General features: G+C 55.5%; 14 protein-coding genes. 6 read left to right on the top strand and 8 right to left on the bottom strand.

The annotated features are described in order from the left end of the window. Positions 1-83: 83 nt before the first annotated feature. The 4 genes from CUC53_RS06105 to rpoE all read right to left on the bottom strand — a co-directional run bounded on the left by CUC53_RS06105 (position 84) and on the right by rpoE (position 2,830). Positions 84-545, bottom strand: a complete 462-nt coding sequence (locus CUC53_RS06105) for a SoxR reducing system RseC family protein (RefSeq protein WP_167386701.1) — start codon at positions 543-545, stop codon at positions 84-86. A 73-nt stretch (positions 546-618) separates the two neighbouring features. Then, the gene (locus CUC53_RS06110; RefSeq protein ID WP_100293334.1) at positions 619-1,587 is read right to left on the bottom strand and encodes a MucB/RseB C-terminal domain-containing protein; all 969 of its coding nucleotides are present in this window, start codon (positions 1,585-1,587) and stop codon (positions 619-621) included. A gap of 21 nt (positions 1,588-1,608) precedes the next feature. Continuing rightward, a complete protein-coding gene (locus CUC53_RS06115; RefSeq protein ID WP_100293335.1) occupies positions 1,609-2,226 on the bottom strand; it encodes a sigma-E factor negative regulatory protein in 618 nt (205 codons plus the stop codon). Positions 2,227-2,248: 22 nt separating this feature from the next. Further along, positions 2,249-2,830, bottom strand: coding sequence for an RNA polymerase sigma factor RpoE (gene rpoE / locus CUC53_RS06120; RefSeq protein ID WP_100293336.1), 582 nt, complete (start codon positions 2,828-2,830; stop codon positions 2,249-2,251). Between the two features lie 179 nt (positions 2,831-3,009). Here rpoE and nadB point away from each other — a divergent pair, with 179 nt between their 5' ends. Then, positions 3,010-4,617, top strand: coding sequence for an L-aspartate oxidase (nadB, locus tag CUC53_RS06125; protein ID WP_100293337.1), 1,608 nt, complete (start codon positions 3,010-3,012; stop codon positions 4,615-4,617). A gap of 165 nt (positions 4,618-4,782) precedes the next feature. Here the strand turns inward: nadB and CUC53_RS06130 are convergent, their stop codons facing one another. Both CUC53_RS06130 and CUC53_RS06135 read right to left on the bottom strand, forming a co-directional pair. Further along, complete coding sequence (locus CUC53_RS06130; protein ID WP_100293346.1) at positions 4,783-5,190, bottom strand: protein YgfX; 408 nt, start codon at positions 5,188-5,190, stop codon at positions 4,783-4,785. Positions 5,191-5,209: 19 nt separating this feature from the next. Next, complete coding sequence (locus CUC53_RS06135; protein ID WP_100293338.1) at positions 5,210-5,479, bottom strand: FAD assembly factor SdhE; 270 nt, start codon at positions 5,477-5,479, stop codon at positions 5,210-5,212. A gap of 117 nt (positions 5,480-5,596) precedes the next feature. On the opposite strand from CUC53_RS06135, the gene ygfZ reads away from it, so the two are divergent. Next, the gene (gene ygfZ / locus CUC53_RS06140; RefSeq protein ID WP_100293347.1) at positions 5,597-6,499 is read left to right on the top strand and encodes a tRNA-modifying protein YgfZ; all 903 of its coding nucleotides are present in this window, start codon (positions 5,597-5,599) and stop codon (positions 6,497-6,499) included. A 6-nt stretch (positions 6,500-6,505) separates the two neighbouring features. Here ygfZ and CUC53_RS06145 read toward each other — a convergent pair whose 3' ends face one another. Next, positions 6,506-7,387 (bottom strand): LysR family transcriptional regulator, encoded by an 882-nt coding sequence (locus CUC53_RS06145; protein WP_100293339.1) that lies wholly within the window; start codon positions 7,385-7,387, stop codon positions 6,506-6,508. Positions 7,388-7,516: 129 nt separating this feature from the next. On the opposite strand from CUC53_RS06145, the gene CUC53_RS06150 reads away from it, so the two are divergent. Next, positions 7,517-7,966, top strand: coding sequence for a PACE efflux transporter (locus CUC53_RS06150; RefSeq protein ID WP_100293340.1), 450 nt, complete (start codon positions 7,517-7,519; stop codon positions 7,964-7,966). A gap of 108 nt (positions 7,967-8,074) precedes the next feature. On the opposite strand, the gene CUC53_RS06155 is transcribed toward CUC53_RS06150, so the two are convergent. Continuing rightward, a complete protein-coding gene (locus tag CUC53_RS06155) occupies positions 8,075-8,431 on the bottom strand; it encodes a hypothetical protein (protein ID WP_167386699.1) in 357 nt (118 codons plus the stop codon). Positions 8,432-8,650: 219 nt separating this feature from the next. On the opposite strand from CUC53_RS06155, the gene cutA reads away from it, so the two are divergent. The 3 genes from cutA (at position 8,651) to CUC53_RS06170 (ending at position 11,270) form a co-directional block, all read left to right on the top strand. After that, positions 8,651-8,968 (top strand): divalent-cation tolerance protein CutA, encoded by a 318-nt coding sequence (gene cutA, locus CUC53_RS06160; protein ID WP_100293342.1) that lies wholly within the window; start codon positions 8,651-8,653, stop codon positions 8,966-8,968. Then, the gene (locus tag CUC53_RS06165) at positions 8,965-10,740 is read left to right on the top strand and encodes a protein-disulfide reductase DsbD (RefSeq protein WP_100293343.1); all 1,776 of its coding nucleotides are present in this window, start codon (positions 8,965-8,967) and stop codon (positions 10,738-10,740) included. The genes cutA and CUC53_RS06165 overlap by 4 nt, the downstream gene beginning before the upstream one ends. A 116-nt stretch (positions 10,741-10,856) precedes the next feature. After that, entirely contained in the window at positions 10,857-11,270 is a 414-nt protein-coding gene (locus tag CUC53_RS06170; RefSeq protein ID WP_100293344.1) for a hypothetical protein, read from the top strand. The last annotated feature ends 240 nt before the right edge of the window (positions 11,271-11,510 follow it).

Raw genomic sequence — 11,510 nt, forward strand, 5'->3', positions numbered from 1 at the left:
GTTATGAAGGCGCGATTTTACTGGATAACCCAGCTGACGGCCATTCTTTAGTCGCCAGCATCCGAGAAATAGCGCCGATTCAATCAGGAGAGAGAACGGACGGGAACCAGCACCCCAAGCATCTGCGGGCCATAGCGCTCCTGCTCAAGTCGATTAGCGTAATAGCGTACCAGTAAAAAACCACCAGCCCCCCCCAACAAAGAGGTCAGGATAGTAATGCCCTCCCCCCCTGCCAGTAACGGCGCCAGCCAAAGTTGCCCTAGCAATCCACCCAGCAACAGGCACAGCAGTGGTAGCACATACACCAAGGCCGCACCGCGCAGCAAACTCTGCTGTGGGATGCCCAATCTCACTTGTTGGCCAATCCTCACCGTGGTGGTAAGACGCACCCGCAAATGCTGCGTTTGCACCGAAAATGCGTTGGCAATCGTGCCAGTTCCGCAACTTGATTGTTGCTGGCAACCGCTGCACGCCGAGCGCCGCTCACACGCGACCCACGCATAATCGCCCTCAATGGCCACCACGGTGGCCACCTCTTCACTCATACCATCCACAATCAATCCTCGGGGTTAATCACCAGAAAGGCCGCACGCCAGCACCATGACCACAGGATGTCTATCATCCCTCTTTTCTTGGCTGTACCGACTCAGCAATCTGTTTGGCCGTATCCGCGGGCACCTCCCCCACCACGGTGATTTCGATCCCCGCATCGTTGACATAGCTCACTAATGAGGTCGCGCCTTGACGGATTAGCTGCTGACGCACCGCCTGTTTATCATCGTTGCGGGACACATAGACCGATAAGTCCACCACCCCATCAGAGAGCATCATGTAATCGACGGGCACGTTAGTGGTCACTAATTGATGGCGGTCTTGCGACAAGACCTTGAACCCTTCTGGCAACCAAGTGAGATGCCAATTAAGCTGCTGCTGAGGTGCTTGGTAAGCATCTTCTAACGCTAATGCCGCAGGTAACTGCCCCTGATAAAGGGTGACTAGCCAAGGAGAGGGGGCATTCAATAACGCCAAATCAACGCCAAGTACCTGCTCGACTAACGTCCCTTCACGCTCGACCATATCGACCCGCAACAACAGATGACTTTGCTCATCAAGCCACAGCACGAAACCATACTTACTGCTCTCTTTGGGAACCAGACGAACTACCTGAGCAACCAATCCTGCCACTCGGCTACGGCCCGCTAGTACTAGGTCATAACTTTGCAGTACGCGGGGCAGTGACATCTTGACCAGGGTCGACCAAATCCCAGGAAAGCGCGCATGTTTGAGGGTATAGGGCTCATGGCTATTTTCAAAAAAAGTAAACTCATCGCCACGCTGTAGATATTCAATGGCTTTACCATCGAGATAACTCATATGAGCAACCTCTTTGCCATCGATCACGCCATGGGTAATACGAATCGGCTCTAAGCGCCCTTGGCGCGCTTTGACCATAGATAACTCAAAATTTTGCTGCTGCACCGCTTTTTGCATCAGCTGCAACAAGGCCTCGGCCGACTTATCGTCGGCCGAGGCCTTGGCACCGATCAGTAAAAGCGAGGCCAGCAAAAAACGGCTGTACTGGCGCACAATGTGATTCCTAACGCTCGGTTATTCCTGAGCCTGCTTATCTTGCAGCAGGCGCTGTTGCAACTGATGATCACGCAAGAACGCATTCACTCGCTCGCGCTGCTCCTGCATTTGCTGCTCAGTCAATTCCTGCTGGCCTGCTCGGCTGCGATCTTGGGGATAGTGAACACTCACCGGTGTGGCACTCCCCCCCACTGGGATCGTATTGAGCACGGGATTGGCCGGCAACCCATCTTGCCCTTGATAAAACTGCACACCAAAGATCACTGCCGCCGCGACCGATGCCGCAATCGCGTACTGACCCAACTGCTGGGCCACTCGGCGAAACAAGGGCACCACGTTATGTCTACCTTGGGGGGCGGGGTTAGCGATCTCATGCTGCTGGGCATCAGAGGCGGGCAGTGCTGGCTTGCTCATCGCTGAGGGCGCCAATAAAGCAGGTTCATCCGCTAATCGGGCCATGATGCTGTCACTGAAGTCGAGCGGCAGATGACTCGGCACCTCTCCCCGCATGACATCACCAATCAGGTGGTAACGACCCCATGTCTCTTGCAAGTTGGCGTCTTGCGCCAACTCATCCGCCAGCATGTCACTCAGCTCACCATCAATCAGGGCAGAGAGTTGCTCTTTATTTGCCATATGTTAACCCGTTTTTCCCCAGTTAATGCTCGATCAGAGGTTGCAGCTTTTTATCGATTGCTTCCCTCGCCCGGAAGATACGGGATCTAACCGTACCCACAGGGCAATCCATGATGTCGGCAATCTCTTCGTAGCTCAGCCCTTCCAATTCACGAAGGATGATCGCTGTCCTCAGGTCTTCCGGCAATGCCTCTATGGCAGCAAACACCGTGCGCTTAATCTCATCGGTCAGCGCCAAGTTTTCCGGTGTTGATACCTCCTGCAAGGCTTCACCACCACCATAGGACTCCGCGTCATCAGCCTCCACATCGCTGCTGGGGGGCCTACGCCCCTGGGAGGTCAGATAATTTTTCGCCGTATTAACGGCAATTCGGTACAACCAGGTGTAAAACGCACTCTCGCCACGAAATGTCGGCAATGCTCGGTAGGCTTTAATAAAAGCCTCTTGTGCCACGTCGGGCACGTCACCGGGACTGCTAACATACTTGGCCACCAGATTGACCACCTTATGCTGGTACTTTTTTACCAACAGGTTGAACGCATTCTTATCGCCACGCTGGACTCGCTCAACCAGCTGTTGATCCAGTAGATTCTGGTCGGTCATCAGAGCCGTAAAACTCCCATTCAATTATCGTTTTTCTATGTCGGCCCTTCTTCAACACAAGTTCAGACAGAAGGAATTCCATAAAGTTCGCAGGCATGAAAAAAATGTGGTGCTGGCTGCATCCATGTACTCACCTGGGCTACCATGGTGCCAGTTCTTAATCCAGGCCAATGATACTTATGAAAGCCACTGTTGAATACCTTTGTGACGTCCTGATCATTGGCAGCGGTGCCGCTGGTTTGTCCCTCGCGTTGCGCTTGGCCGACCATGCCAACGTCCTCGTTCTGAGCAAGGGGCCCATCAGCGAGGGGGCAACGCTCTATGCGCAAGGAGGCATCGCTGCCGTGTTCGACGAGACCGACAGCATCGAATCCCACGTCAGCGACACACTCAACGCGGGCGCTGGGTTGTGTGACCCCGCGGTGGTGGAGTTCACCGCTCGTCACGCCCGCGAGTCAATCCAATGGCTGATTCAGCAAGGCGTCCCCTTCGATCAGGAGGAGAGTGCCAATGGCGAGCCCCACTACCATCTCACTCGGGAAGGGGGCCATAGCCATCGCCGCATCTTCCACGCCGCCGACGCCACTGGCAAAGCGGTGCAACTCACCCTGATCGATCAGGTCCGCGCTCACCCCAATATCCAGCTGATGGAGCGCTTTAACGCAGTCGATCTCATCACCACCCGCAAGCTCAATTTGCCGGGCAACAAGGTGCTCGGTGCTTATGTCTGGAACCGCAACGCCGAGCAGGTCGAAGTGATCCGTGCTCGGTTCGTGGCATTGGCCACCGGTGGCGCGGCCAAGGTCTACCAATACACCTCCAACCCTGACGTGAGCTCGGGCGATGGCATCGCCATGGCATGGCGCGCCGGCTGCCGAGTGGCAAACTTGGAGTTCAACCAGTTCCACCCCACCAGCCTGTTCCACCCCGATGATCCCAACTTTCTGCTGACTGAAGCACTGCGCGGCGAAGGAGCCTATCTGCGCCGCCCCGACGGCAGCCGCTTTATGCCGGAGTTTGATGAGCGAGCAGAGCTGGCACCGCGCGATATCGTTGCCCGCGCCATCGACCACGAGATGAAGCGGCTCGGGGCGGATTGCATGTATCTGGATATCAGCCACAAACCGGCCGATTTCATCATCAAGCACTTCCCGACCATTTATGAGCGCTGCTTAGCGGTGGGGATCAACATCACTAAGGAGGCCATCCCTATCGTTCCTGCGGCCCACTACACCTGTGGCGGCGTGATGATCGACAATAACGGCCAGACCGATATCCCCGGCCTCTACGCCATCGGTGAAGTGACCTACACCGGTCTGCACGGCGCCAACCGGATGGCCTCCAACTCACTGCTGGAATGCGTGGTCTATGCCCATCAGGCGGGGGCCGATATTCTGGCCAAGCTGCCGATGAGCGTGGAGCCGCCGCGCCTGCCGGTGTGGGACGAGAGCAAGGTGGAGGATTCCGACGAACTGGTGGTGATCCAGCACAACTGGCACGAGCTGCGGTTGATGATGTGGGATTACGTGGGGATAGTGCGTACCAACAAACGCCTCGCCCGTGCTAAGCGCCGCATCGACCTGCTCAAGCAGGAGGTGCAGGAGTACTACGCCAACTTCCGGGTCTCCAACAACCTGCTGGAGCTGCGCAACCTGCTGCAAGTAGCCGAGCTGATTGTTAACTGTGCCCAGCAACGTCAAGAGTCCCGTGGCCTGCACTACAACCTCGACTATCCAGAGATGCTGCCAAACCCTAAGCCGACCGTGCTGACCCCAGAGCGGGATTGACTCCCAGCCCGCAAAGCGTAGCAACCAAACAGTGACCCCGCTTTGGCGGGGGCACTGTTTGGTTGCTACGCGATCTTGGCAATGGGTGATGTTCCATCATACCGCCAGCCACATGATCGCCGCTCAGCTCGCTGGAGCGGCAAGCAGCAAGAACGGGAACAGGGATCAGCGTCTAATGGGCAAAAAGTGGATGGCTCGGGCCAGCTGACGATAGTGTTCGGGCAATAGCGCATCGGAGAAGATCCACAATGGCGGTGACATCTGCGCTGCAGCCCCCATGGGCTGGTCATCGACCGGCTCAGGACAGAGCACCAACCTGAGCACTCCGGGCAAAATCCGACTGCGCGGGTCGAGCTGATAGCGTGAGCCTTGCCATGTCAGCCATTGGCCATCCCACACCAGCTCAAACGGGCGCCAAACCAACGCGTGCCAGCTAAAGCTGAGCGCCACTAGCCATACCGGAATTAGCAGTGCCCACTGCCAACCGTTGATGAGGCTGGCAACGGGCCAAAGCAACAACAGGTAGAGCGCCACCAGCAGCGCACGCTGGCGGCGAGAAGGGTGAACCATCATGCTCACCCGCACCATAGGATCACCCTTGGCGGTCGTGGCGGGCCTGATTGCGCGCCAAGATCATCTTGATCATGGTGGCAAAAGCAGGGTCGGCTGGGGCCGCATGGCCCATGCTCCAACGGAACAGATCGGGATCCTCGCTCTCCAGCAGACGGATAAAGGTCTGCTGTTCCGCGTCGTTCAGGGAGTCAAACTCGTGCTCAAAAAAAGGCATAAAGATCACATCTAGTTCGAGCATGCCACGGCGGCAAGCCCACTTCAGGCGGGATTTTTCAACAGGGCTCAACATGACATTCTCCTTAGCGAACAGAGGGGATGGTATCAGCTGGATTTTCCGGCTGACAAACATTAGTTACGTCTTTACCATGCAGCTCACACACTTTCTCTCTGGAATATCATCGTGAGCCTGCCATCCCCTGTTTTGCCTGCCGTGCCGACCCGCTTTGCCTTGACCCAGCTCGCCATCACCCGCATCAGTGGTCAAGATCGCGGCAAATATCTGCAAGGTCAGGTCACCTGTGACGTCAACGCGCTGCACCCAGGAGAGCAAACCCTCGGCGGCCACTGCGACCCCAAAGGCAAGTTGTGGAGCAATTTCCGTTTGCTCTGTCTCGAAGAGTGCTTGTTGCTGCTGACCAGCCCTTCGGTGCTGGATCGCCAGCTACCAGAGCTGAAAAAGTTTGCGATATTCGCCAAGGTGGAGATCGCCACCGATGAGCGTCACGCCACCGGAATTGCCGGTACGGGCAGCGATGCGTGGATCGCCGCGCAGTTTGGCCTTGACCAGAGCGGTCTCATTGACGGCGGTATGGCAGTGAAGATCGAACAGGATCGCTGGCTGCTGGTGAGCAATCCGCAAGCCGACGCTCTGGCGCAAGGTGATGAGTCACTCTGGTGGGGGCTCGACATCAAGGCAGGTCTGCCGCACATGGCCGCGGTACATCAAGGGGAGTTCATCCCGCAGATGCTCAACCTGCAGGCGCTGGACGGCATCTGCTTCACCAAGGGTTGCTACATGGGGCAGGAGACAGTGGCCCGCGCCAAGTATCGTGGCGCCAACAACCGCGCCCTGTTCCTGCTAACCGGCACCGCTAACGAGCCGGTTAGCGCAGGCGACACCCTAGAGATCCAGCTGGGTGATAACTGGCGCCGCAGCGGTATGGTGCTTAATGCGTGGCAACAGAGTGGGCAGCTGTGGCTCACCGCCGTGTTGCCGAAAGATACCGAGGCTAACGCCCAGTTTCGCCTTAAACAAGAGGAGCATTCACGGCTCTCACTGCATCCCCTGCCTTATGCACTGACCGAGTAAGGTCGGCTAACGAGGCACCCGCGCCAGCAGAGCCTCCTTCAGCCAGCGCCCCGCCTGCCCCAGCGGGCGGGCGCGATGCCACTGCAGTTCCAACTCTAGTTTGGGCGGGGCAACCACATCAGGGGATAAGATCACCAGCTCGTGGCGAGCCAACAACGGATGAAGCAAAAATTCAGGGATCGCCGCCCAACCGAGCCCCCGTTTGACCAGCTCCAGCACTCCCAAGTCCCCCTCGACCCACCAGACTTGAGCGGACAAGCGAAAACGGTGACGCTCCGTCCCCTCACGCCGTCCTGTGACCATCAATTGCCGGGAACCTTGTAAATCAGACTCTCGTAAGGGGGTTTTATGAGCCAATGGATGACTCGGCGCCACCACTAAGGGCAAGGTGACCGCCCCCAAGGTACAGGAGGCAATCTCCCGCTCCGGTAACTCACGCCGATAACTGATCCCAAGTTGCGCACGGCCACTTTCCAGTAATTCGGCCACATCCTCCATTAATGGAAACAGCAGCTCCAACTCCACGCTGGGATAACGGGCTGCAAACTCCTCTAGCAATGTGCCAAACCACGGCAGATGGGAGTCATCATCAATGGCCAAGGTCAGCCGAGACTCGGTCCCTGCCGCCAATTCACCAGCAATGGCGTGTAACCGATCACGCTGGGCTAACAAGGTAGTGGCCTCTTGCACCATCCGCGTACCCGCTGCCGTCAGTTGCGGATAACGACCTGAACGATCAAATAGGGTAAGTGCCAGATCAATTTCTAGATTGGCAATGGCGGCACTCACCACTGATTGCGCCTTACCTAATTTGCGGGCTGCAGCTGAAAATGAGCCGGTTTCGGCTGCCACTAACAAGATATTTAGCTGCTCCAGTGAACACGACATTGGGCGGGATCTCCTCATAAGCACTGGCCAATATATCTACTTTAACGATGGATACTAACGTGAACCTATCGCTAAAAAACTATAGATTAGTCTGCAGTTGGTAAATATACCGGATTAAGAGAGTGACTTATGCGTACCCGTAATGATCGTCTGCGCCATGCCATCGGCTTTGAATTAATTGGCTTGTTGATTGCCGCACCATTAGCTAGCTGGATCACTGGCGTGGGCCTAAACCACATGGGGCCACTGGCACTGTTTTTCTCAGTGCTAGCGACCTTCTGGAATTACCTCTACAACCTCGGTGTCGATAAATTGCTCTTGAAGTATCAAGGACATACTCACAAAACCTTGTGGCAACGGGTGCTGCACACGCTCGGTTTTGAGGGGGGGTTATTGATTGTCGCCCTGCCAATCATGGCGTGGTGGCTCAGCGTCAGTATGTTCGAGGCATTGATACTTGACCTTGGTTTTGTCGTTTTCTATCTCGTCTACGCGTTTATCTACAACTGGATCTACGACAAGGTCTTCCCTATCCCCAGTGAAATACCACACGGTATGCCGCCTCAAGCGGCACGCTAAACGGCGGCACGGCAACTGTTGGGGCTGGTGGTAAATTAGGATGGCAGTGGCAACAGGACACCATCATGGGGGCATGATGGTGTAGGAGAGGGCCAACGGGCACCAGCGTCAGGCTTGGCTCTTTAGCTCTTCGCTGCCTTCGTCGGTGGTCACGCTTTGTTCTGACTGCGATTGCGCTGCCTGCAACGCCTCTAGCTCACTTTGATAATCACTCAAAATCTGCTGAGCAACGGCAATGTCACCCTTATGCTTGCGCTCGAACAGATGATGCTGCACCACACCGTTGAGATACTCCACTGTGATCGGTTGCTCCAAGGAGTCCATCAGCTCTTCTCTCTCCAACTCAGCATTGATTTCATCAGCGGTAGTACGCAGCAGGCCGGCTAATTGAACCAACATGCGGCGCTCACCTTCACGCAGCAGGCTTAACATGCGGTTTCTCTGCTGCTCATTCTGTTGGGTCATACATATCCTTACGTCGATAGGGAACAAGCCCGCTCATTCTGCCTTGTCCCTTTCACAGCGTCTATCTCGGCTCCCCCACAAATTGTTGGCATTAGCTCACAAATGGTGACAGATGATATTTGACCCCACTCTGGGGTATAGTGGCCGCTGTTTTTCGGGTTCGGTCTGTGCAACAGCGAGCCCATACTGGTTGACCCTATCGAGGTGACGATCCCCGTAATGACTGATGCCATCGTGGTACTTTGCACCTGCCCAGACCAGACAAGCGCCGATTTACTCTGCGAACAGTTGCTAAACAAGCGACTGGCCGCCTGTATTAACCAGCTGGCGGGCATGACCTCCCTCTATCGCTGGGAGGGTAAGATCGAACGGGCAACCGAAATCCAGCTCATCATTAAATCCCGAAGGTCATTGTTTGAGCCATTATCTCACTGCATTCTGGCTCATCACCCCTACCAAACCCCTGAGCTACTGGCCTTGCCCATTGCTACTGGCCTCCCTGACTATCTCGCTTGGTTAACACAGGAAACGTCATGATCTTGTATCGTTGGAGTCGCTCATTATTACCGCTCCTCATGGCTCTTTTAGCTACCTTGATGCCCCCCCTCACCGAGGCAAACAGTGACCTCCTCAGCACGTTGGGGCTCACCCGCACTCAGCCTAAATTTCTTAAAGTTGATGATGCGTTTATTATCGAGAGCCAGCAGCGGGGCGATCAGCTTCAGCTGACCTTTCGCATCGCCGATGGTTATTACCTTTATCGCCATAGTTTTCGTTTTAGCGGCAATGATCTCACCTTTCAGCCACCCACACTGCCGATCGGCACCGAACATGAAGATGAGTTTTTCGGCAAAACCCAGGTCTACTACCAGCAGGTAGCGATCCCCGTGACCCTCACCCAAGTCGGTCAACTGGCTAGCCTCAAAATCAGCTATCAGGGCTGTACTGACGGTCTATGCTATCCACCTACCGATAAAGTGATCTCGCTGCAACCCATCAAAACCAGCGCTGCGGCCTTACCAGCCAATACCGCCATGCCAGCAGCCAGCAGCCAACAAGACCGGCTCGCCGCTGCACTGGGCCAACAGGGGTTTTGGCTCAGTGTTGTCGCCTTCTTTGCACTGGGTCTCGGGCTCGCTTTCACTCCTTGTGTCTTCCCCATGTACCCCATTTTGACCGGCATTATTGCGGGGGCTGGGCAGCACCTCTCAACCCGCCGAGCCGCTTTGCTCTCCTTGGTGTATGTGCAAGGCATGGCCGTGACCTATACCCTGCTCGGCTTAGTGGTCGCATCGGCAGGACTGCAGTTCCAAGCCGCGTTGCAGCACCCCTATGTGCTGATCGGCCTCTCGATACTGTTTATCGTGCTGGCGCTCTCGATGTTTGGCCTCTATACCCTGCAGCTCCCAAGCCGTCTGCAAACTCGACTTAATGGCCTCGCTAACCGCCAGCAGGGGGGCTCCGTTATTGGGGTTGCCATCATGGGGATGATCTCTGGGCTGGTCTGTTCCCCTTGCACCACGGCGCCGCTGTCAGGAGCGCTCATCTACGTCGCCCAAAGCGGCGATCTCTGGCTCGGGGGCGCTGCGCTCTATGCCCTGTCGCTCGGCATGGGGCTGCCCTTGCTGCTGATCGGGGCTTCTGGCGGAAAGCTGTTGCCCAAAGCAGGCATCTGGATGGATGTGATCAAACAACTGTTTGGCTTTGCGCTGCTCGCGGTCCCCATTTTGCTGCTATCGCGGCTCTGGAGTGAGCAAGTCGCGACACTGGCTTGGCTAGCCTGGGGCACCCTGCTGTGCGGTTACCTCTACCACCATAATCAGCATCAGGCTCACTCGGTCGCTAAAAGTCTGCGAGGCTTTGCACTGCTACTGGTCATCATGAGTTTGGTGGTCATCACTCACGATCTGCTACGCCCAGCCGCGGTTGATCAAGCGAATGCCAGCAGCAGGGTAACGCCCCAGTTTGTCCGTATCAAAACGCCAGAGGACCTAAAGACTCAACTTGCCGCTGCACGAGGCAAAACCGTGATGCTTGACCTCTACGCTGACTGGTGTGTGGCCTGTAAAGAGTTTGAACACAAGACGTTTCGCCATCCCGATGTACAGCAACGCTTCAACGATATGGTGTTACTGCAGGCCGATGTCACCGCCAATGATGCGCAAGACATTGCGTTGCTGAACAGCCTTAATGTATTGGGTCTGCCTACGCTGATCTTTTTTGATCCGGCAGGTAACGAAGTGATCGGCCAGCGAGTCACTGGCTTTATGGGGCCCAGCGAGTTTTTACAGCAGCTTGATAAGCTGTAACAAGATGAGACCAAGTTTCACCTCTTGGGACTTTGCGTGACAGCCGTACCTAGCCGTCAGTGATATGTCCGGCACCATGACTGGTGCCATGCCGATCATCCATGTCTGGAGTTTCGATGAAAAAGTGGCTCGCTCTCCTGCTTATCTCTAGCCTGTATGGTTGTGGTACAGGACCAAGTGAAAAAGATATTCAGCAACACGCCACCGCTCAATTGTTGGCCCAGACAGAGCCAGGCTTGTTCGATGTCAGCGACATCACCGTTTTAGCGACAGAGCAACCGATCGAAGGGGCATACCTCATCAAAATCGGCTACCAGCTCCACTTCAACCTGGGGCTCACCCAGCTGCAAGCATTGCAGCATGAGGACTTGACTTATGATCAACAAGGTCCCTTCCAGCAAGCCCTCGATCTGATGGATTTAGACCACAAATACGGCGAATTTACAGCAGGTCAAGTACTCGCCCAGCAGAGCAGCATATGGTTGATGAAAAGTGATCAAGGCTGGCAGTTGGCTGAACCCGCTATATAAATGACAGATAAAAAAGGAGCCCATTCAGGCTAATGCCGATCAGTTAAGGATCCATTGACCGATCCTTCTGTTGTGTGAAAATCCGAAACCTGTTGATTGGTTTCGGATTTTTTATGCGTATCGAACAGGCTCTCGACTTTCTCCACGCCAGCAATGTCACCCAGTTTGAGTCACTCTCTGACCTCATTTCCCCCGAGCTCATCACCACTCTGCTCAGTGAAGAGGGCGTTGCTACTCTGC

Origin of the sequence: Aeromonas cavernicola (assembly GCF_002795305.1) — a bacterium.
GTDB lineage: Bacteria > Pseudomonadota > Gammaproteobacteria > Enterobacterales > Aeromonadaceae > Aeromonas > Aeromonas cavernicola.